The sequence below is a fragment of the Streptomyces sp. ICC1 genome (assembly GCF_003287935.1).
Lineage (GTDB): Bacteria > Actinomycetota > Actinomycetes > Streptomycetales > Streptomycetaceae > Streptomyces > Streptomyces tritrimontium.
Map to the genome: position 1 here is coordinate 6,461,911 of NZ_CP030287.1, position 21,675 is coordinate 6,483,585.

17 protein-coding genes are annotated in these 21,675 nt (G+C 73.1%); 3 read left to right on the forward strand and 14 right to left on the reverse strand.

Going from position 1 to position 21,675, the window contains the following annotated elements; genetic code table 11:
- Positions 1-55: 55 nt before the first annotated feature.
- The 5 genes from DRB96_RS30330 to DRB96_RS30350 form a co-directional block, all read right to left on the reverse strand.
- Complete coding sequence (locus DRB96_RS30330; RefSeq protein WP_112451342.1) at positions 56-1,219, reverse strand: XdhC/CoxI family protein; 1,164 nt, start codon at positions 1,217-1,219, stop codon at positions 56-58.
- Between the two features lie 83 nt (positions 1,220-1,302).
- A complete protein-coding gene (locus DRB96_RS30335; protein ID WP_112451343.1) occupies positions 1,303-2,766 on the reverse strand; it encodes an NCS2 family permease in 1,464 nt (487 codons plus the stop codon).
- Between the two features lie 364 nt (positions 2,767-3,130).
- Positions 3,131-5,536, reverse strand: a complete 2,406-nt coding sequence (locus DRB96_RS30340) for a molybdopterin cofactor-binding domain-containing protein (protein ID WP_112451344.1) — start codon at positions 5,534-5,536, stop codon at positions 3,131-3,133.
- A 2-nt stretch (positions 5,537-5,538) separates the two neighbouring features.
- Positions 5,539-6,147: a (2Fe-2S)-binding protein gene (locus tag DRB96_RS30345; RefSeq protein ID WP_112451345.1), complete on the reverse strand. Its 609-nt coding sequence runs from the start codon at positions 6,145-6,147 to the stop codon at positions 5,539-5,541.
- A gap of 2 nt (positions 6,148-6,149) precedes the next feature.
- Positions 6,150-7,046: a xanthine dehydrogenase family protein subunit M gene (locus DRB96_RS30350; RefSeq protein ID WP_112451346.1), complete on the reverse strand. Its 897-nt coding sequence runs from the start codon at positions 7,044-7,046 to the stop codon at positions 6,150-6,152.
- Between the two features lie 254 nt (positions 7,047-7,300).
- Between DRB96_RS30350 and DRB96_RS30355 the strand changes: the two genes are divergently transcribed.
- The 3 genes from DRB96_RS30355 to DRB96_RS30365 all read left to right on the forward strand — a co-directional run bounded on the left by DRB96_RS30355 (position 7,301) and on the right by DRB96_RS30365 (position 10,217).
- Positions 7,301-8,980, forward strand: coding sequence for a PucR family transcriptional regulator ligand-binding domain-containing protein (locus DRB96_RS30355; RefSeq protein WP_112451347.1), 1,680 nt, complete (start codon positions 7,301-7,303; stop codon positions 8,978-8,980).
- A 199-nt stretch (positions 8,981-9,179) separates the two neighbouring features.
- On the forward strand, positions 9,180-10,019 hold the full coding sequence (locus DRB96_RS30360) for a hypothetical protein (protein ID WP_239517781.1): 840 nt from the start codon (positions 9,180-9,182) through the stop codon (positions 10,017-10,019).
- A gap of 3 nt (positions 10,020-10,022) precedes the next feature.
- Complete coding sequence (locus tag DRB96_RS30365; protein ID WP_162689035.1) at positions 10,023-10,217, forward strand: hypothetical protein; 195 nt, start codon at positions 10,023-10,025, stop codon at positions 10,215-10,217.
- A 14-nt stretch (positions 10,218-10,231) separates the two neighbouring features.
- Here the strand turns inward: DRB96_RS30365 and DRB96_RS30370 are convergent, their stop codons facing one another.
- From DRB96_RS30370 to DRB96_RS30410, 9 genes are all read right to left on the reverse strand, one after another.
- The gene (locus DRB96_RS30370; protein WP_112451349.1) at positions 10,232-11,374 is read right to left on the reverse strand and encodes a GNAT family N-acetyltransferase; all 1,143 of its coding nucleotides are present in this window, start codon (positions 11,372-11,374) and stop codon (positions 10,232-10,234) included.
- Entirely contained in the window at positions 11,371-12,072 is a 702-nt protein-coding gene (locus DRB96_RS30375; RefSeq protein WP_112451350.1) for a lipopolysaccharide biosynthesis protein, read from the reverse strand. Before DRB96_RS30375 ends, DRB96_RS30370 begins: the two co-directional genes overlap by 4 nt.
- Before the next feature lie 68 nt (positions 12,073-12,140).
- On the reverse strand, positions 12,141-13,514 hold the full coding sequence (locus tag DRB96_RS30380; protein ID WP_112451351.1) for a glycosyltransferase: 1,374 nt from the start codon (positions 13,512-13,514) through the stop codon (positions 12,141-12,143).
- Positions 13,511-14,287, reverse strand: coding sequence for a polysaccharide deacetylase family protein (locus DRB96_RS30385; RefSeq protein WP_112451352.1), 777 nt, complete (start codon positions 14,285-14,287; stop codon positions 13,511-13,513). The genes DRB96_RS30380 and DRB96_RS30385 overlap by 4 nt, the downstream gene beginning before the upstream one ends.
- On the reverse strand, positions 14,277-16,250 hold the full coding sequence (locus tag DRB96_RS30390; RefSeq protein WP_239516443.1) for a lipid II flippase MurJ: 1,974 nt from the start codon (positions 16,248-16,250) through the stop codon (positions 14,277-14,279). The genes DRB96_RS30385 and DRB96_RS30390 overlap by 11 nt, the downstream gene beginning before the upstream one ends.
- Positions 16,247-17,623: an O-antigen ligase family protein gene (locus DRB96_RS30395; RefSeq protein WP_112451353.1), complete on the reverse strand. Its 1,377-nt coding sequence runs from the start codon at positions 17,621-17,623 to the stop codon at positions 16,247-16,249. Before DRB96_RS30395 ends, DRB96_RS30390 begins: the two co-directional genes overlap by 4 nt.
- A gap of 2 nt (positions 17,624-17,625) precedes the next feature.
- The gene (locus DRB96_RS30400; RefSeq protein ID WP_112451354.1) at positions 17,626-19,176 is read right to left on the reverse strand and encodes an exopolysaccharide biosynthesis polyprenyl glycosylphosphotransferase; all 1,551 of its coding nucleotides are present in this window, start codon (positions 19,174-19,176) and stop codon (positions 17,626-17,628) included.
- A 2-nt stretch (positions 19,177-19,178) separates the two neighbouring features.
- The gene (locus DRB96_RS30405; protein ID WP_112451355.1) at positions 19,179-20,393 is read right to left on the reverse strand and encodes a glycosyltransferase; all 1,215 of its coding nucleotides are present in this window, start codon (positions 20,391-20,393) and stop codon (positions 19,179-19,181) included.
- Between the two features lie 19 nt (positions 20,394-20,412).
- Positions 20,413-21,585 (reverse strand): DUF3344 domain-containing protein, encoded by a 1,173-nt coding sequence (locus tag DRB96_RS30410; protein WP_112451356.1) that lies wholly within the window; start codon positions 21,583-21,585, stop codon positions 20,413-20,415.
- Positions 21,586-21,675: the final 90 nt, after the last annotated feature.

Sequence of the window (21,675 nt, forward strand, 5' to 3'; positions counted from 1 at the left end):
CGGAAGAATCCGAGGGGCCGCGCCCTTCCTCACCGTGTCACAGCTCGCCGCTCCTTCAAGCGACGGACCCGATCCGGCTGATCACCGTGGTGGAGGTGTCCGGGTGGATCGGTATGTGGGCGCCGGTCAGGGCCGCGCCCGTGCCGCCGCGCCGGTTGGCCACGATCTCGGCGGCGATGGACAGCGCGGTCTCCTCCGGGGAGCGGGCGCCGAGGTCCAGGCCGATCGGGGAGCGCAGCCGGGCCAGTTCGAGCTCGGTCACGCCGACTTCGCGGAGCCGCTTGTTGCGGTCCTCGTGGGTGCGGCGGGAGCCCATGGCGCCGACGTAGGCGACGGGGAGTTTGAGGGCCAGTTCGAGGAGCGGCACGTCGAACTTGGCGTCGTGCGTGAGCACGCACAGAACGGTCCGGCCGTCGACGGCGCCGGCGGAGGACTGCTCCTCCAGGTAGCGGTGCGGCCAGCCGACCACGATCTCGTCCGCTTCGGGGAAACGGTTCTTCGTGGCGAACACGGGCCGCGCGTCGCACAGGGTGACCCGGTAGCCGAGGAACTTGCCGATCCGCACCAGGGCGGAGGCGAAGTCGATGGCCCCGAAGACGATCATCCGCGGCGGCGGGACGCTGGACTCGACCAGCACCTTGAGCGGCTCACCGCACAGGCGGCCGTCGGCGCCGATCTCCAGCACCCCGGTCCGGCCGGCGTCGAGCATGGCGCGGGCCTCGTCGGCGATGGCCCGGTCCAGTTCGGGGTGTCCGCCGAAACCGCCCTCGTGGGCGCCTTCGGTACGGACGAGCACGGCGCGGCCCAGCAGCTCGGCCGGGCCCTCGGCGATCCTCGCGACCGCCGCCGCCTCCCCCCGGGCGGCGGCGGCGAGCGAGGCCGCGAGCACCTCCCGGGCGGGAGAGCCCACGGGGACCGGGGTGATCAGGATGTCGATGATCCCGCCGCAGGTGAGACCGACCGCGAAGGCATCGTCATCGCTGTAGCCGAAGCGCTCCAGGACGGTCTCGCCGTCCTCCAGCGCCTGCTGGCACAGCTCGTAGACCGCACCCTCCACGCATCCACCGGAAACCGAGCCGATGGCCGTGCCGTCACTGTCGACGGCGAGGGCCGCTCCGGGCTGCCTGGGAGCGCTGCCGCCCACCGCCACGACTGTGGCGACGGCGAAATCACGTCCCTGCTCGACCCACCGGTTCAGTTCGTCGGCGATGTCCAGCATTGCGGCCTCCTCGGAGGGGTTCGTTTTCCAGTATCGGATACGTGGAGGGTGCGGTCACGCGTTGCGGATCAGGTCCGGCCGGATCAGCCGACCCCGAGCCAGCCCTCGATCGGGTGCAGGGCGTAGAAGACCACGAAGATCGCGGTCAGGCCCCACATGAAGCCGCCGATCTCACGGGCCTTGCCCTGAGCGACCTTGATGGCGACGAAGGAGATGACGCCCGCGGCGACACCGGCGGTGATCGAGTAGGTGAACGGCATGATCACGACGGTCAGGAAGACCGGGATCGCGGTCGCGCTGTCGGCCCAGTCCACGTGGCGGGCGTTCTGCATCATCATCGCGCCGATGACGACCAGGGCCGCGGAGGCGACCTCACCCGGGACGATCTGCGTGATCGGGGTGAAGAAGAGACAGGCGGCGAAGAACAGGCCGGTCACGACGGAGGCGAGGCCCGTGCGGGCACCCTCGCCGACGCCCGTGGCGGACTCGACGAACACGGTCTGGCCGGAGCCGCCCGCGATGCCGCCGATGGCGCCACCGGCGCCGTCGATGAACAGCGCCTTGGACAGGCCCGGCATGCGGCCCTTGTCGTCGGCGAGCTTGGCCTCGGTGCCGACGCCGATGATGGTGGCCATCGCGTCGAAGAAGCCGGCGAGCACCAGGGTGAAGACGATCATGCCGACCGTCATGTAGCCGACGTCGCCCCAGCCGCCGAAGGAGACGTCGCCGAAGAGCGAGAAGTCCGGGGCCGAGATCGCGGAGCCGGTGAGCTCCGGCGGGCCGCTCTTCCAGGCCTTCGGGTCGATGTCCGCCACGGCGTTGACTATGGCGGCCAGAACGGTTCCGCCGACGATGCCGATCAGGATCGCGCCGGGGACCTTGCGGGCCTGCAGCATGAAGATGGCGAGCAGGGTGACGCAGAAGATCAGGACGGGCCAGCCGGCGAGTTCACCGACGGAACCGAGCTGGACGGGGGGACCGAACTCCGGACCCCGACCGACGAACCCGGCCTTGACCAGGCCGATGAGGGCGACGAACATGCCGATGCCCATGGTGATGGCGTGCTTGAGCGCGAGGGGGATCGCGTTCATGATCATCTCTCGGAGGCCGGTGACGACCAGGAGACAGATCACGACGCCGTAGACCACGCACATGCCCATGGCCTGCGGCCAGGTCATCTGCGGGGCCACCTGCGAGGCCAGCACGCCGGAGACGGACAGGCCGGCCGCGAGTGCGAGCGGCACCTTGCCGACGAAGCCCATGAGGAGCGTCGTGACGGCGGCGGCGAACGCGGTGGCGGTGATGATCGCCGAGGCGGCCATCGAGGTGCCGGCGACGTCCTTGCCGGAGAGCAGCAGGGGGTTCAGCAGGAGGATGTAGGCCATGGCCATGAAGGTCGTGATACCGCCACGAACTTCGTTGCCGACCTTGGATCCACGCTGCGTGATGTGGAAGTACCGGTCGAGCCAAGACCTTCCGGCGGGGTTCGGAGTGCCGTCGCCGGCCTCTTCCGCACTGGTCTTTGGCTCCACAGAGGACTGGGTCATGGTGCCTAACTCCCAAGGTTCAAAGGGGCACCCGCATGAAGATTGGAGACACGGGATTTGGGAAATGCCGTTGGCTGCACGACCCGGGGTGACGGCCCGAGGCGACGCGAATGTTCACTGCGTGTACTGCGGGTACTGCGCGGGTTCTGCGGTACTGCCTGCTTGGTGGCACCGGGGGTAGGTGGTGCGACCGTGGGTGGTGCGTGGGGGTTCTGCCGGTGAAACTGACCGCGAGCGGTGCGGTGCTGATGACTCCGGACTTCTGTGCTCCGGGCGGTGCGGCTGGAAGTGTGACGTTCCCGTGTCGCACCGCCCGGAAATCTGGGGGGGTCCGGGGGCCTCGCGGCCCCCGGACCACGCCGTCCTAGAGGGTGCCGGTGAGCAGTTCCGGACGGATCGGCGTCTTGTTGATCTCCAGACCGGTCGCCGCCCGGATCGCCGCGATGACGGCCGGGGTGGACGAGAGGGTCGGGGCCTCGCCCATGCCGCGCAGGCCGTACGGGGCCTTCGGGTCGGCGAGCTCCAGGACGTCGACCGGGATGGTCGGGGTGTCGAGGATGGTGGGGATCAGGTAGTCCGTGAAGGAGGGGTTGCGCACCTTCGCGGTCTTCGGGTCCACGATGATCTCTTCCATGATCGCGACGCCCAGGCCCTGGGTGGTACCACCCTGGATCTGGCCGACCACGGAGAGCATGTTCAGCGCCTTGCCCACGTCCTGGGCGGTGGCGAGCTCGACGACCTTGACGAGGCCGAGCTCGGTGTCCACCTCGACGACCGCGCGGTGCGCGGCGAAGGTGTACTGGACGTGACCGTTGCCCTGGCCGGTGACCAGGTCGAAGGGCTCGGTCGCGGCGTGGCGGAACTCGAGCTCGATGTCGATCGCGTCCTCGCCCTCCAGGATGTCGGCGAGGTCCGCGAGGACCTCTCCGCCGTCCGTGACGACCTTTCCGCCTTCGAGGAGCAGCTCGGCGGTCGCCCACGCGGGGTGGTACGAGCCGTTCTTGCGCCGGCCGATCTCCAGGACCGCCTCGCGGACGGCCTCACAGGTGTTCTTCACGGCGCCACCGGTCATGTACGTCTGCCGCGAGGCGGACGTGGAACCGGCGGAGCCGACCTGCGTGTCGGCCGGGTGGATGGTCACCTGCGTGACACCCAGCTCCGTACGGGCGATCTGCGCGTGGACGGTGATGCCGCCCTGGCCGACCTCCGCCATGGCCGTGTGGACCATCGCCACGGCCTCGCCGTTGATGACCTCGAGGGTCACGCGGGCGGTGGAGTAGTCGTCGAAGCCCTCGGAGAAGCCGACGTTCTTGATGCCGACCGCGTAGCCGACGCCGCGGACGACGCCTTCGCCGTGGGTGGTGTTGGAGAGGCCGCCCGGCAGCGCGCGGACGTCCGCGCTCTCGCCGGCGGACTCCCACTGGCGCTCCGGCGGCATCGGACGGGCCTTGACCCGGCGCAGCAGCTCGGCGACGGGCGCCGGGGCGTCCACGACCTGGCCGGTGGGCATGATCGTGCCCTGCTCCATGGCGTTGAGCTGGCGGAACTCGACCGGGTCCATGCCCAGCTTCGCCGCGAGCTTGTCCATCTGGGCCTCGTAGGCGAAGCAGGCCTGGACGGCGCCGAAGCCGCGCATCGCGCCACAGGGCGGGTTGTTCGTGTAGAGCGCGATCGCCTCGATGTCCACGTCCTCCAGGACGTAGGGACCGACCGAGAGCGAGGAGGCGTTGCCCACGACCGCCGGGGAAGCGGACGCGTACGCGCCGCCGTCCAGGACGATCTTGCACTTCATGTGCGTGAGCTTGCCGTCCTTGGTGGCGCCGTGCTCGTAGTACAGCTTCGCCGGGTGACGGTGCACGTGGCCGAAGAAGGACTCGAAACGGTTGTAGACGATCTTGACCGGCTTGTTCGTGGCCAGGGCCAGGAGGCAGGCGTGGATCTGCATCGAAATGTCCTCGCGGCCACCGAAGGCACCGCCGACGCCCGAGAGCGTCATGCGGACCTTCTCCGGCGGCAGGCCCAGGACCGGGGCGATCTGCTGGAGGTCCGAGTGCAGCCACTGGGTGGCCACGTACAGCTCGACACCGCCGTCCTCGGACGGCACGGCCAGACCGGACTCCGGGCCGAGGAAGGCCTGGTCCTGCATGCCGAAGGTGTACTCGCCCTCGACGATGACGTCGGCGCGCTTCCGGGCCTCTTCCACGTTGCCGCGGATGATCGGCTGGCGGTGCACGATGTTCGGGTGCGGGACGTGACCGATGTGGTGGTCGTCCCGGCCCTCGTGGATCAGCGGCGCGCCGGGGGCGAGGGCGGAGGCCTCGTCCGTGACGAGCGGCAGCTCACGGTAGTCGATCTTGATCTTGGCGGCCGCGCGGCGGGCGGTCTCCGGGTGGTCGGCGGCCACGAGGGCGACCGGCTCACCGTGGTGACGGACCCGGCCGTTGGCGAGAACCGGGGTGTCCTGGATCTCCAGGCCGTAGTTCTTCATCTCGGCCGGCAGGTCGTCGTACGTCAGCACCGAGTAGACGCCCGGCATCGCCAGGGCCTCGGAGATGTCGATCGAGACGATCTCGGCGTGGGCCACGGTGGAGCGCAGGGTCTGGCCCCACAGCATGTCCTCGTGCCACATGTCCGAGGAGTACGCGAACTCACCGGTCACCTTGAGGGTGCCGTCCGGGCGCAGCGTGGACTCGCCGATGCCGCCCTTGTTGTGCTTCTGCGTGACGTTGGTCGGCGTACCCGCCGGGACCGTGCGCGTGTTCTGGGCCATGGTCAGACCGCCTCAGACTGACGGGCGGCCGCGAGGCGGACCGCGTCGAGGATCTTCTCGTAGCCCGTGCAGCGGCAGAGGTTGCCGGACAGGGACTCACGGATGTCCTGGTCGGACGGGGAGGGGTTCTCCTCCAGCAGCGCGTCTGCCTGGACGAGCAGACCCGGGGTGCAGAAACCGCACTGGACCGCGCCGGCGTCGATGAACGCCTGCTGGATCGTGGAGAGCTCCACGCCCTCGCCGGTCTGCGAGTCGCCCGGCTTGGCCTGCCACTGCTTGGCCGCGTCCAGGGTGACGCCGCCCTTGGAGCCGCAGCCGCCGCCGGTGCCGCAGGCACCGCCGTGGCCGTGCTCGTCGCGCTGCTTGGCGAACTCCGCCAGGCCCTCGACGGTCACGACGTCGCGGCCCTCGACCTGACCGGCCGCGACCAGACAGGAACAGACCGGCACGCCGTCGAGACGGACGGTGCAGGAACCGCACTCGCCCTGCTCACAGGCGTTCTTCGAACCGGGCAGGCCCAGGCGCTCGCGCAGGACGTAGAGGAGGGACTCGCCCTCCCAGACGTCGTCGGCTTCCTGCGGACGGCCGTTGACAGTGAAATTGACGCGCATGATTACGCAGCCCCTTCAAGCGAGCGGCCGTTGTTCGAACCGCGGTACTGCTCCCACGTCCAGACGAGCTGGCGGCGAGCCATGATGCCGACCGCGTGGCGGCGGTACTTCGCCGTGCCGCGGACGTCGTCGATCGGGTTGGCCGCGCCGGAGGCGAGGTCACCGAACTGCTTGGCGATCGACGGGGTGATGACCTTGCCGGACTCCCAGAAGCCGCCCTCTTCGAGCGCGGCGCCCAGGAACTCCTCGGCGGCCTTCGCCCGGATCGGGGTCGGCGCGGCCGAACCGATGCCGGTCCGGACCGTGCGGGTCTCGGGGTGCAGCGCCAGGCCGAACGCGCAGACGGCGATGACCATCGCGTTGCGGGAGCCGACCTTGGAGTACTGCTGGGGGCCGTCCGCCTTCTTGACGTGGACGGTCTTGATGAGCTCGTCGGCGGCCAGCGCGTTGCGCTTGACGCCGGTGTAGAACTCGTCGATCGGGATCAGGCGGGATCCGCGTACGGACTCCACCTCGACCTCGGCGCCCGCCGCGAGCAGCGCGGGGTGGGAGTCGCCGGCCGGCGAGGCGCAACCGAGGTTGCCGCCGACACCGCCGCGGTTGCGGATCTGCGGGGACGCGACCGTGTGCGAGGCGAGCGCGAGTCCCGGAAGCTCCGTGCGGAGGTTCTCCATGATCTGCGTGTACGGGACGGAGGCGCCCAGACGAACCACGTCCTCGCCGACCTCCCACTCCCGCAGGAGACCGATGCGGTTCAGGTCCAGGAGGTACTCCGGCCGACGGTGGTCGAAGTTGATCTCGACCATCACATCGGTGCCACCCGCGATCGGCACAGCTGTGGGGAACTCGGCCTTAGCGGCGAGCGCCTCCTCCCAGCTGGCGGGGCGAAGGAAGTCCATGTGCGGCTCTCTTCTTCTTAATCGGGTCGTTCACTTCAAGCCAGGAGGCCGTTGGGCCCTCGACTGGTCGTTCACGTGCTGTTAACGCGGTGTGGACTCAGTACAGCGGCCATCCGTCCCCCGGGTGCAGTCACCGAAACCATGAAGGAGTTGGCTGGGGACCTCCCTCGTCTTGTAGATTCGTATGAAAGGCAGGATGCGACGACCTGCCCGATTTCCAACGGCAACATTCGAGACAGATCGGCGGCGACATCATGCGGCTGCGCGCACTGCTGGAAACCGAGGCGCTGGGGCTGCGGCTGCTCGGCGGCGAGGAAGAACTCGACCGGACGGTCCGCGGGGTCATGACGACCGACCTGCGTGATCCCAGCCGATACCTCTCCGGAGGGGAGCTGGTCCTCACTGGCCTGGCCTGGAGACGAAATTCAGCCGACTCCGAGCCGTTCGTACGAATCCTCGCGAGCGCCGGCGTGGCCGGGCTCGCGGCCGGCGAGGCCGAGCTGGGTGACATTCCCGACGACCTCGTCTCGGCGTGTCTACGCAACCGTCTGCCGTTGTTCGCCGTAAACGAAGACGTTGCATTCGCCACGATCACCGAGTATGTGGTCCGGCAGGTGTCCGGCGAGCGCGCCGGCGATCTCGCGGCCGTGGTGGACCGCCACCGCCGCCTCATGACGTCCGGTCCGGCCGGCGGCGGCCCCGACGTGGTGCTCGATCTGCTCACCACCGACCTCGATCTCCGGGCCTGGGTGCTCTCACCCACGGGCCGGCAGATCGCCGGGGCCGGGGAGCCGCTGGCGCCGGGCGTCTGCGCGGCACTGGCGAGCGAACACCTCGCGGCGGTCCGGACGGGCCGCCGGGGCCCGCACCGGATCTCCATCCAGGGTATTACCTACTCCCTCTTCCCGATCAGGGGAGCCGGGCGGGGCGCGACCGGTCCGGCCGGGCGGGACGTCCGCGAGAGCGTGCTCTCCGACTGGCTGCTCGCCGTCGAGGCCGACGCGGGCGACTGGCCCGCCGAGCGGCTCGACCTGCTCCAGGGCGTCACCCAGCTGATCGCGGTCGAGCGGGACCGCCGCGACGCGGCCCGCACCGTACGCCGCCGCCTCGCCCAGGAGGTCCTGGAGCTGGTCCAGACGGGCGCCCCGCCCGCCGAGATCGCCGCCCGCCTGCGGGTGGCCGCGCCGGTGCTCCTGCCGGGCCTGGGGGCCGCCCCGCACTGGCAGGTCGTGGTGGCCCGGGTGGACTGGGACGGCGGGGACATCGCCGGCGGACCCGTGGCCCAGTCCCTGCTGGAAGAGATCCTCGTCGACCCGTCCGTCTCCGGGCCCGAGCCCTCGGACCGGATCGCCGTCGCGCACGCCGGGGACGAGGCGATCGCCCTCGTGCCGCTGCCCGCCCCGACCGGGGAGCCCGGGGAGGAGAAGGGCCCCGACACCGCCCTGCACGCGGAGACGCTGCTCTCGGCCGTACGGGAGCCCCTGGCGGCCGGACTGGCCGACGACGGCCGGCTCACGCTGGGCGTCAGCGCGGCCGTGCACTCCGCCGAGGGGCTGCGCGGAGCCCTGGAGGAGGCCCGGCACGCCCGCCGGGTCGCGGCGGCCCGCCCGGGCCGGGTCTGCGCGGCCGGCCACCACGAGCTGGCCTCGCACGTCCTGCTGCTGCCGTTCGTCCCGGACGACGTGCGGCGCGCCTTCACCGCCCGGCTGCTCGACCCGCTGCGCGACTACGACCGCCGCCACCGCGCGGAGCTCATCCCCACGCTCGAGGCCTTCCTCGACTGCGACGGCTCGTGGACCCGCTGCGCGACGCGGCTGCACCTACACGTCAACACGCTGAGGTACCGGGTCGGGCGAATCGAGCAGTTGACGGCGCGGGACCTTTCCCGGCTGGAGGACAAGCTCGACTTCTTCCTCGCACTGCGGATGAGCTGAGGAGATTCCGGTTCTGACCGGCCCTCGGGGCCGGTCGGGCCGGTCGCGGCCGCGGCCTCGGCGGAGCGGGGTCGACTGATGATCCGTCCGGACTTTGTGAAAGAGTTCACCCGACCCCTTGGCCGAACCCGCCGATCCGTGCTCTCATTTCGCCCCAGGGCTCAACGACGTGCTGCTTGGTTGCTTTGGGGAGGGCAATGTGGCGGATACCGCCATGTCCGGTGCCGGAACTACCGGGGGAGACGACCCCCTCCAGCGGGCGATATGGCGGCTGCGCTCGCGCGGCTGTTGGACCGACGCGGCGGCCCTGCTGACGCCGCACTTGCACGATGCCGGAGCCGCCGTCCAGCGGACCGCGCTGCTGGTCGAGCGCTGCCTGTTCACCGGGCAGGGCTGGGCCGAGGCCGAGGACGCGCTGCGCGTGGCCGAGGCCGTGTCCCAGGACGACGACGACCGGGGCGCGGCGGCCTGCGAGCGGGGGCACCTGGCGTACGCGGCGACCGTACTGGGCGTGCGGGACCGGGCCGACGAGGCCCGCTCCGCGCTGGGCCGGGCGGCGGCGCTGCTGTCGCCGGGGTCCCGGACCCGGCCGCTGCTGGACTTCCGGCGCGGGCTGGTCGCCGAGCACCTCGCGGACGCCCCGCAGTCGGCGCTGCCCGCCTACCGGCGGGCCCATGCGGGGGCGCTGGCCCACGGCGACACCCTGCTGCTGTCCTTCACCTGGCGGCACCTGGCCGCGCTGTCCCTCCGGGACGGGGAGGTCGCCGAGGCCCGCAAGGGCTTCGCGGAATCCCTCCGGATCCGGGAGGACCTGGGCTTCCTGGTGGGCACGGCCCCGGCGCTCGCCGCCCTGGCCGAAGCCGAGCCCGAGCCGGAGGCCGCCCGCCTCCGTGCGGAGGCCCGCCGCCTGTTCCACCTGCTGGGCGGCATCCCCACCTGGCTGGCGGACCAGCTCCCGTCTCTTCTACCCATCCTACGCTGCCGACGCAACACACTGGGTAGATCTCGGGGGGGGTCCGGCCCGCAGCGGTGGGTGTAGGTGGTGCCGTTCATCTCCCAGCCGAGCACGATCACCGTGTCCGGGACGCCCAGCGCGACCAGCCGCTCGGCGCCCGTCAACAGCACGCAGTGGTGCGTGCCGCTCAACTTCGGCGAGTGGCTCTCCAAGCTGGTCGGCAAGCAGTCGGTCTGCGTCAAGGTCGACTGGGGCCGGGAAACCGGCTTCTGGCCCTTCTAGGCGGGTCGGTCGGGTCATCGGACCCGCAGTTCGTTGAGCCGCGCCCGCCAGTCCCTGGCGGCCGGCAGCGCCTCCCGCAGTACGTCCACCGCCCGCTCGCGCCCCGCCACCTGCGACTCGTGCAGTCGCAGCAGGGGCGCGAGCGCGGAGGTGGCCATCAGGAAGCGCTGGTTGACCACCGTCTCCGGCCGCCAGTGGTTCTTGTACGGCTCGTTGCCGCGCAGGAAGCTCACCACCGGGCGGCCCTCGGCGAGCGCGCGGCCGGTCTCGTAGCGCAGCAGCAGCGTCGCCACGTCGACCTTCCGGTCGCGCAGGTCCGGATCGGCCCCGTAGAGGTAGCCGCCGCTGAGCGCGCCCGACAACAGCGTGAGGTTGGCCGCGACCACCTTCCCGTCGAGCCGGAACTCGGCCAGCCGGCCCTCCCCGGCGCGCACCATCCGCCGGGTGGCCCGGGTCAGGTGCTCGGCGAAGCGCGGCTTGAGGTGCTCGGGGGTCACCCCGCGGCCGCGCCACTGCTTCTCGTGCAGCCGCAGCAGGGTCCGTACCGCGCGCGGCACTTCCTGCTCGGTGACCTCGTGCTCCTCGATGCCGGCCGCGTCCGTCTTGCGGAGCTTGGCCCGCACCCGCTGCGCGCCCGAGGCCGGCATCCGTTTGACCAGCTCGTCGAACGGCAGCACGGGCAGCTCCATGCAGGTGGAGTCGGTCAACTTGCTGCCGATCCCGGGCCACGCCTCGTACACCGCCTCGGCCGCGGCGCCGGGCCGCACCTCGCGCAGGTCGACGACCGCGCCGCGGGCGGCCCGGTGCAGGCCGCGGGCCAGCGCCGGGACGACCTGTTCGGCCTGGCCGGCCGCGACCAGCACGTCGAAGTAGTCGGTGATGCCCCCACCGATCGGTACGAGGAGCGGCAGCGGCCGGTGTACGAGCATCAGCGCGGCGGCGCCGACCAGTTCCTCCCCGCGCCGTACGAGGACGATCCGCAGCCGGCCGTCCTTGCCGTAGGACAGCCACCAGGAGTGCAGCCAGGCGTGGCTCTGGAACGGAGTGGCGGTGGGACAGCCGCGGACGAGCCGGTTCCACGGCTCCTCCAGCGCGGCGAACTGCCGGGGGTCGCGGCACAGCGTCACCGACAGGGGCCCGACGGAGCCCGACGTCATCGCACGGACTCCTTCTCCTTGGTCTCGCTGTGGTCGCCCTGCGCGGGAAGCGAGGCGAACTCCGGGGCGGTGACGGCGCCGGAGTCCTCGGCGCCGCCCTCGCGCCCGTCCTTGCGGCGCGCGGGCCGGGCGAGCATCCACAGGCCGCCCAGGAGTCCGCCGGCGCACAGGCCGACCGCCCCGCTGAGGGTGGGCGAGGCCGAGGCCGGCTCGGAGGGCGCGACGGCCTGGTTGAAGAGGAGCAGCTGCACGCCGGTGTTCTTGGCGGCCTGGTTGCTGCTCAGCGACAGGGCGTCGGCCACCGCGTTCGCGATGTCGGCGGCCTCGCCCGCGCTCTTCGCCGTCCCGGTGATGGCGATCATCGGGGACTCGGGGGAGGTCTCGGCGCGGACCTGCGTGCGCAGCTGCTGTACGCCGACGCCCGCGCGGGGCTGGGCGTACGCGAGGGTGGAGCTGCTGGTGGCGATGCGGGCGTAGGCCTGGGCGAAGCCCAGCGCGGTGGCCGGCTCGGTGGTGTCGTCGGGAACCGCGACGACGTAGCTGGTGGCGGCGTACTCGGGGGCCTTGAGCACCCCGTACGCCCCGCCCGCGGCCAGCCCCAGCAGGGCCGCGGCCGGCAGCGGCCACCACGCGGGGGGCGGCAGCAGCCGGACCCGGCGACGGTGGGTGGACTTCTTCTGGTCGGCGGTGTCAGCCATGTGCGTGCCTCTTTCCTGGTGACGGGTGGTTGGTTCGGGTCCCCGGGGGACCCCCTGCGGGACTCGGATCAGCCGTTCTCTCCGCCCCGGGCGGGCTCCGGCGAGCCGTCGCCGGCCCGCCCCACGGCGCCGGCCGCCGCCTGCGGCCCCACCCGGGATTCCCTCCCGGCGGCGGGCACATCCAGCCCCGCCGGAGTTTGAGGCGCGGGGGTCCGGGGGCCGGCCTCCGGCAGCGGCGCCGTGCCCGGGCGAGTGGTCCCCACCCCGGAGCGGGACCCCGCCGGGGCGGGGACGTGGCCCCAGGCCCGGCCCGGAGCCGTGGTCAGGGCCTGGTCGTAGACCGACAGCAGTTGCCCCGCGCTGCGCGCGATGTCGTAGCGCCGCACCACCCCCGGCGGCGGCAGCCGCATCGCGCCCGCCTCCATGTGCCCGCGCAGTGCGGCGACCAGCTCCTCCGCGCCCGTGCCGATCCGCCGCGCCCCCGGCGCCTGGCTCGGCGGCAGGTCGTCGATCGCCGGGCAGGTCACGTGCAGCACCGGCAGCCCGGCGGCGAGCGCCTCGACCACCGCCAGCCCGAACGCCTCCTCCCGCGAGGGCGAGACGAAGACGTCCATCGCGGCGAGCAGCGCCGGGATCCCGGGGGTCCGCCCGTCCGCGCTGTCGCCCAGCGGGTCCCGCTCCCCCAGCAGGTGGATCCGGCTCTGCGCGCCCAGCTCCGCGGCGAGCAGCCGCAGCGAGGCGCGCTCCGGGCCGTCCCCGGCCAGCAGCAGGTGCGCCCCCGGCAGGGCCGCCACCGCCCGCACGAGCGCGTCGAACCGCTTGCCCGGCACGAGCCGCCCGACACCGCCGACGACGAAGGCCCGCTCGGGCAGCCCGGTCCGGGCTCGCGTGGCCCGCCGTACGCCCTCGTCGAAGCGGAACCGCACGGCCTCGATCCCGTTCGGCACCACGTGCACCCGCCCGGCCGGCACGCCCCAGGCCTCCAGCCGGGCCGCCACCGTGTCCGAGACGGCCACCGTCGCGGCGCCGAGCCGTTCGCTCGCCAGGTACAGCGCGCGCACCCCGCCGGTCAGCGGCCGGCCCTCGATCTCGCCCTCCCCCAGGGAGTGTTCGGTGGCCACGCTCGCGCCGACCCCGGCGATCCGGGCCGCGAGGCGCCCGTACACGCAGGCCCGGTACAGGTGCGTGTGGACCAGGTCGTACCGGCCGCGCCGGATGAAGGTGACCATCCTGGGCAGCGCCCCCAGGTCGCGGTTGCCGCGCATCCCCAGGTGCACGACCCGGACCCCGTCCGCCCGCAGTCCCTCGGCCACCGGCCCGGGGTTGGTGAGCGTCAGGACGTCGCAGCGCATCGGCATGTGGCGCAGCAGCAGCCGCAGTTGCTGCTCGGCGCCGCCGACGCCCAGTCCCGTGATGACGTGCAGCACCTTGTCCGGGCTCACAGGTGCACCGCCCGGCGCAGCTCCCGCACCTGGTGGCGCACCTGCTTGATCCGCAGCCGCGGCCCGCCGTCGGCCTGGCTGATGTGCGTACGGGGCATCGCGTGCGGCCCGGCGAGGGGCCCGGGGTCGATGGCGCAGGCGTAGCCGTATCCGGCGTCCCGCGTCGCGGCGACGACCCGGGCGTCGATGTGCCCGTAGGGGTAGCAGAATCCGGCGGGCAGCGTCCCGGTCAGCTCCCGGATCAGCTCGCGGCTGCCGCGCAGCTCCTGCCGCAGCACGTCGTCGGTGGCCGCGGTGAGGTCCTGGTGCAGCAGCCCGTGCGAGCCGATCTCCTGTCCGGCGGCGGCGACTTCGCGGATCCCCTCGGCGGTGAGCAGGGCCTTGCGGGGTCCGAGCGGGTCCCAGACGTTGTCGACGCCGAGCCGCCCGGGCAGGACGAACAGCGTGGCGGTGCAGTCGTGGCGGAGCAGCAGCGGCAGCGCGCGGGTCAGGAAGTCGCTGTAGCCGTCGTCGAAGGTCAGGCCGACCAGTCCGGCGCCGCGCCCGGCGGCGCGGGCCCGCAGCAGCTCGCCGACGGACACTCCGCGCAGGCCCCGGGAGCGCAGCCACAGCAGCTGCGCCTCCAGGGCGTGCGGGGTGACGGTGATGCCGTACGGGTCCTCGGCGGGGTCGGTGAACTCGGCGACGGAGTGGTACATCAGGACCCACGGCGATGCGGTCCGGCGAGCGGGGAGCACCGCGGCGGGGGGCGCCGTTTCGGTGTCAGCGGACATTGCGGAACCTCTGGGTGAGCTGGGAGGTGAGGTGAGCGGTGAGCTGGGCGATCTGGCCGGGCAGGGCGATGACCTCCAGGGCCCGTATGGCCATGCCGGTGGCGCCGAACATGGCCGGGACGAGCAGGCAGCCGAGGGCGGCGCTGACGAGCGGGTCGGGGACCATCGGCCCGGCGATCCAGCCGGTGGCGCAGGCGGCGACGGCGGCGACGGAGAGCCGGCCGATGCTGACGGCGACCCGCCGGACCTGGATGGCGATGATGCGCGAGCCGAGTCCGGTGAGCAGCAGCGCGGCGGTGGTGGAGATGCCGGCGGCGTTGGCCGCGGCAATCCCGTAGGTTCCCCACCAGCCGACGGCGAAGGCTCCGGCCACGATGTTGACGAGGAGCCCGGCACCCATCGCGAGCGCCGGGAACCAGGTGGGCCGGGCGGTCGAGAAGAAGGGCCGGGACAATGCCCCGACGAGGCAGTGGCCGAGCAGGCCGAGGCCGTAGACCCGCATGACGGAGGCCGTGGCCTCGGTGTCCTGATGGGTGAACGCCCCGCGCTCGAAGAGCACTTGGATGATCTGGGGCGCGTATCCGATGACGAGCGCGGTGCCCATGAGGACGGCGAGGGAGGCGAGTGCGAGGTCCTGCTCCACGCGCCGCCGGGCCTTCTCCCGCTCCCCGCCGGCCATGGCCTGGGCGACGACGGGGAAGGTGACGGTGCAGATCATCAGGGACAGCACCATCGGCATCTGGGCGACTTTTTGCGCGTAGTTCAGGTGCGAGATGGCGCCGGACGGCAGCGAGGCGGCGAGGAACCGCTCGACCAGGACCTGCGACTGGCGGAAGACGGCGAAGAAGATGACCGGGGCGATCACCCCGAAGGCGATCAGGGTCGGCCGGTCCCGGTCGCGCTGGAAGCGCGGGGCGCCCTTTGCGCGGGGCGGTCCGAAGCCGACGTTGCGGATGAAGGCGGGCAGTTGGACCAGGGCCATCAGCATCCCGCCGATGGCGACCCCGGCGGCGGCGGCGCGCACTCCCCACAGGGCGTGCAGGGCCACCATGGTCCCGATGATCCCCACGTTGTACGACACGTAGATGGCGGCGGGCGGCACGAAGGAGCGGTGCGCCCTGAGCGCGGCGCTGAAGTAGCCGGCGATCCCGAAGGACAGCACGGTCAGGGCGGTCATCCGGGTGCATTCGACGGCGAGTCCCGGGTCCGGCAGCCCGGGCGCCAGGACGCCCACGACGAGCGGGGCGGCGACGATGAGCACGGACGCCACGGCGGCCAGGAGCACGAGGAGCCGGGGCAGCGTCGCCCCCACGAGCAGGCGTACGGGATCCTGCGCGCGGGCCTCCTTGCGGGTGAGCCCGGCCCTGCTGGCGGCCCGGCGGGCCAGGGCGTGGCTGAACGCGGGCACCATCAGCAGCGCCATGGCGTCCTCGATGAGCAGCGTCGAGGCCATCTCGGGGACGGTCCAGGCGATGAGGAAGGCGTCGCTGTCGTGGCCGGCGCCGAAGAGGTGCGCGATGGTCTGGTCCCGGACCAGCCCGAAGACGGCCCCGGCGGCGGTCAGCCCGGCGGTCACGGCGGCCGCCTTGGCCAGTGCGCTACCGCTCGACGAGCGGGCCCCGTCGGCCGGGGCCGCCCGGCCGGAGCCGCGGGGCCCGGTCCGCACGGGCCCCTGCTCGGGGTCCGCGGCGGCGCGGTCCCGGCGGGGGCGGGTGCGCCCGGTGGCCACCACGCGGACCGATCCGCCGTCGCCCGCGGGGCCCGGGATGCCGACGTGGGCCGCGCCGCGCCCGGCCGACGGCGGCCCGGCGGGCACGGCCACGGGCGGGTCGGCCGGCGCCGCGCCGTCACCGGCGGCGCCGGGCGCCGCGGGCGGGACGGCCGGGTGCGGCGGACGGCCCGCAGCCGCGGCGACCTCGGTCGCCGCGGCTGCGGGCCGCCGCCAGGGCGTGGTATCCGTCACCGGGCGGCCGCACCCTCAGGGGAGGCCGCCCCGGTCGCGGGCTTCGGACCGGCGCCGGAGGGCAGCGCCCACCAGGCGGCCAGGCCGATGATCACCCCGGTCAGGACGGTCGACGGGCCGCCGATGTCCGCGTAGAGGAAGTCGGTGAGTTGCCACACGAACAGCCCGACGGCGACGAGTCCGCAGTCCCGCAGCGCGGGCCCGCCGACCAGGCACCTGCGCAGGCCCGCCACCAGCAGGGCGAGCCAGCCGCCCGCCAGCGCGATCAGCCCGATCAGCCCCTGCTCGCTGAGCACCAGCAGGTACATGTTGTGCGGGGAGAGCAGCGGCTGCCGGATGTACGCCTGGCCCGCGCCGGCGGTGTCGCTGCCCGAGGACAGGGCCAGCCCGGAGTGCGAGTCCCGGTTGGCCGGGAAGCCCTTGAGCCCCACCCCCACCGCGGGCCGCTCGCGCCACATCGACCCGGCGGCGGCCCACATCGTGTAGCGGTCGGTGACCGACTGGTCGGGGGCGTCCGAGACCTGGGTGATCGAGGTCAGCCGCTCCGCGACCATCGCGGAGCCGACGCCGAGCCCGCCCACCAGCACCACTCCCACGGCGGCCAGGGCGACGAGCACCTTCAGCGCCCGCCTGATCCCGGCCAGCGCCATGACCAGTCCGGCGCCGCAGAAGGTCGCGATCCAGGCGCCGCGGCTGAAGGACAGCACCAGCGGGACGACCAGGGCCAGGGCCGCCGCGCCCGAGAACCGCCGGACCCGCGCCGGCAGTCCCGGCGCGAACGCCCCGGCCGTGGCGACGACCAGCCCGTAGGCGACGACCGTGGCCATGCCCATGACGTCGCCGGGGCCGAAGGTGCCCACGGCGCGGATGTCCTCGCCCTGGTACGAGGCTCCGGTGTGGGTGGCGAACTGCACCACGCCCACCGCGCCCTGGACCAGCGCCAGCACCACGAAGCAGCCGGCGGCGAGCCGGAACTCCCCGGCGTCGCGCACCAGCAGCACGATCGCCGCCGGGACCAGCACGAACACCTGGAGGTAGCGCACGAACCCGGGCAGGGCCGCGTACGGGTCGCCGGCGGTCACCGTCGCGACGGCGAGCCCGACGGCGGGCAGGCCCAGCGCGAGCACCCCCAGCGGGCTCAGCTGCCGCACCCGGCCCCGCAGGGCCTGGATCCCGCAGACGAGGACGAGGAGCAGGGACGCGGCGTCGGCGGGGCCGACCTTCCCGGAGGCGGTCGCGTCACCCGCCGGAAGCGGGGCGAGGAGGGCCAGTACGGTCGCGGCGAGCGGCAGCAGCGGCCAGTGCCGGCGCAGCAGTTCGGCGGGGTCCGGGCAGGACCATGACGTCGGTGACGTCGGTGCGGCAAGGCTCATGCTCAGCTGCCCCCCAACCGGAAGCGGAAGAACGAGGCCGCGGTGCGGGCCAGGATCCACAGGTCCTGCCACAGCGACCAGGTGTCGATGTAGTGGTTGTCGAAGCGGGCCCGGTCCTCGATGGAGGTGTCCCCGCGCAGGCCGTTGATCTGGGCGAGGCCGGTGATGCCCACCGGCATCCGGTGGCGGGCCTCGTACCCGGGGTGGACGCTGCTGAACTTGGCGACGAAGAAGGGCCGTTCGGGGCGCGGACCGACCAGGCTCATGTCACCCCGTACGACGTTCCACAGCTGCGGCAGCTCATCCAGGGAGGACTTGCGCAGGAAGGAGCCGACCGGGCTCATCCGGCAGTCGCCGGCCACCGTCCACCGGGTGGCGGACTCGTGGGCGTCGGCCCGCAGGGTGCGGAACTTCAGCAGGGTGAAGGGGCGCCCGTACAGGCCGACCCGCTCCTGCCGGAAGATCACCCCCGGCCCGTCCGAGAGCCGTACCACCAGCGCGCAGGCGCCCATCACGGGCGCCGCGGCGAGCAGGGCGAGCGAGGCGAGCAGGGAGTCGATGGCGCGCTTGGCGTACCGCTCCAGCGGGCGGGCCGGGCGCGGCAGCAGCGGCTGGACGGCGTAGCCCCACAGCTGGTCGGCGGGCTCGGCGACGCGCATGCCGGTGACCTTGGCGGTGCCCGCCGGGTCGGCGAGCCAGAGCCGGCACCCGTGGTCGTGGAAGAGCCGGACCAGGGAGGCGGTGCGCTCGTCGGCCTCGGGCGGGCGGGTGAAGACCGCGTGCCGGACCGAGTTCTGGATGACGGCCCGCCGGATGTCCTCGTGGGTGGCGAGTACGGGCACCCCCGCGGCCGCGTCCGCTCCGGAGGACCGTACGGCGGGGTCGGCGAGCCCGACGGGGCGCAGCCCGTACTCGGGGCGCCCGTGCAGGGCGGCGGCCACGGCGCTCGCTCCGGCGCCGGGTCCGACGACGAGCGCGGAGGCGGGCCGGCGGGCGCGGGTGCGGCGGCGGACCTGGTTGACGAACCCGCGCCCGGCGCAGGCCAGGGCGACCTGCAGGACGACGGCGCTGAGCAGGACTCCCCAGCTCAGGGGTGTGTGCGGGGCGACGGCCGCCGTGACGGCGGCGGCCCCGCACCACAGGACGGCGGCCCGCCCGGCCAGCGCGGGCAGTTCGAGGAGCGCGGAGGGGGCGAGCCGCGGCCGGTACAGCCCGGCCTGGGCGTGCAGCCCGGCGAGGAGCAGGGCCAGGGGCGCGGCCGCCCAAAGGGCCGGCTCCAGTCCGGGCACGGCGGCGGTCGTCACGACGACGGCCAGCGCGTCGGCGCCCAGCAGCGCGGCAACCCCGTCCCGGCGGCGGACCCGGTGCGGCCGGGCGGCCGGGCGGGCCTGGTCGGCCTTGGGCCCGCGGGGCGGGTGGATGGCGGTCACGGAGCGGCGGAGGGAGGTGGTGCCGGTACCGGCGGGGGCCGTACTCGTGCCGGTGGTGCCGGTACTGCCGCCGGCGGGCCCCGTACCGCCCTGCCCGGTGTGCCGGGCGGGTGCGCTGTCCATCGTCATCGGCTGATGCGCTCCTGGTTCAAGGGTCGTGGCCTGCCCAGCAGTTCGTGGTACAGACCGGTGACCGCGTCCGTGGTCCGCCGCACGTCGAAGTCCATCCGTGCGTGCCGTTGGGCCTGCTCTCCGAGTTCGGCGAGCAGCCGCGGCTCGGCGAGCAGCCGTCCCAGGGCCTTGGCCAGCGCCGTCGGGTCCTCGGGCTCCACCAGGCACAGCCGTCCCTGGCCGGGCGGCAGGCTCTCCCTGGCACCGCTGACGTCGGAGACCAGGACCGGGCGGCCACAGGCCATGGCTTCGAGCGGGGCGAGCGCCATGCCTTCCCACCGCGACGGCAGTACAACGAGATCGGCGGCCCGAAGCCACGGTCGGATGTCGGAGGCGGGCCCGGCGAAGTGCACTCCGGGCGGGGCCGTGCGGCGCAGCCGTTCGGTGTCGGGGCCGTCTCCGACGAGCGCGAGGCGGGCGCCGGGGACGGCTCCGAGCAGCTCCGGCCAAGCCCGCAGCAGGATGTCCTGCCCCTTCTGCTGGCAGAGCCGGCCCACGCAGACGGCGAGCGGCCCGTCGCCCGCGAAGCCTGCGGGCAGCGGCAGTTCGGCGCGTGCTCGGGCCTTGTCCCGCGCGGGGTCCGGGCCGCCGGGGCGGAAGTGGTCGAGGTCGACGCCGTTGCGGATCACCGCCCAGCGGGCGGCGATCCCCTCGGACTCGCCGGTGCGTCGTTCGGCCTCGCTGACGCAGAGCACCCGGTCGGCCCAACGGGCCCCGAAGCGCTCCCAGCGCAGGGCGAGCGCGGCGGTGGCCCCGCCGACGGCGTCGAACGACCAGGCGTGCGGCTGGAAGACGGTGGGGACGGCGCCGCGCACGGCGAGCCGCCCGGCCAGCCCGGCCTTGGCGCTGTGGGCGTGCAGGATGTCGGGCCGGACCCGGTCGACCAGGCGGCGCGCGCCCAGCACTTCGGCGGCCAGCCCCGGTCCGGGGGCCCGTCCGGCGCGCCAGGTGAGCACCTCGGCGCCGGCGGCGCGGGCCGCGTCGGCGAGCTGCCCGCCGCGCGGGCAGCCGACGACGGTCCGCAGACCGGCGGCGGACTGGGCCCGGACGAGGTCGACGACGACGCGTGCGACCCCGCCGTCGACGGGCTGGACGAGGTGGAGGACGGCCGGCGGCCGGCCGGGCGGGGAGGAGGGTGAGGGGGTGGGGGAGGAAGGCTGCGTCGGCACGTGGAGTGATCTCCTGCGTTCAGCGGCGCGCGTCTGTCTGAACGAAGAGCACACCGAGGAAATGACCCTGACTTTCACCCGTGAACCCGAAGGTCAGGCTACGGGCGCCACCGGACAGGGCGGGACTCAGATCGAACACGTCCGCGTCATATCCGAGATTGTTTACGTGTTCGGGCTGTCGCACGAACGAGGGACGTCCGAATTCCGTGATCGTGGAATTCATAACATCATTAAAAGGATTTTCTCCGTCACTGAGACTGATCCGGCGTCCGCTGTCCGCGGTCACCGTGAGTGAGTCCCCGAGGGTCCCGCGGTCGCCGTCGTAGGCGACCACGCCGGCCCGCCCCGAAGCCCCGGGCGCGGCGTCCAGACCGGTGAGCCGCACCGTCTCGCCCGCCGCCTCGCCGGCCCCGGCGGCCAGCCCTTCGAAGCCGTCCCAGATCGAGACCCTGCGCACCGGCTCCTGCGGGTGCTCGTAGGCCACGACCAGCGTCCAGCCGCCCCAGGCGCCCATGTCCGAGTGGCCCATGGCGATGTTCAGCTGGGCCACCGTCCACATACCGGCGCCGCCCTTGCGGACCAGCGGCGTCACGTCGGCGGAGGCCTGGTAGGCATCGCCCGCGTTGTCGCTGCGGTGCCCGATCACCGTGTCGGCCAGCACTTCCTTGTACGCGCCGCCCGGCTCGGCGACCAGCACCCGGCCGTTGTCCTCCGGCGGCTTCTGCTCGCCGACCCGCAGGTTGCCGCCCCAGTACAGCCGGGCGTACGAGACCTTCGCGCCCTGCGGGACCTTGAGCTCGGCCCGGGTGGAGTTGTAGGTGTCGGGGTCCTTGTCGACCTCGTCGTAGAACATCTCGTAGTCGCTGTTGGTCCCCGCGGCACCCTTGTTCACCGCGGCGCAGGGCTCGGCCTGCGCGGACTCCTCCTTGCGGCATCCGATCGACGAGTTCGACGCCCGGACCAGGCCGCCGTGCTGCACGGCCTGGTAACGCTGGGTGAACGGAACCCTCGGCGCCTCCTTGCCGACCGGGGCCGCGGCGCCCGCCATGGGCACGTTCGCCGAAAGCGTGAGGCAGGACAGCAGACCGAGCGTTCCGACGATTCTGCGGGAGGAACCCATGACCCTGTCTCTCATTTCGATCAGGGGGACAAAACAGGAGTGAACTTTGTCAGAACTCGGGCTGGAAATCACGCCGGACTCGCCCGTACGGCCTTTTGGGCGATACCACGCACCCTCGGACCGCGCGGGTCGTTATGGGTCTGCAAGATTGTTCGAACAGAA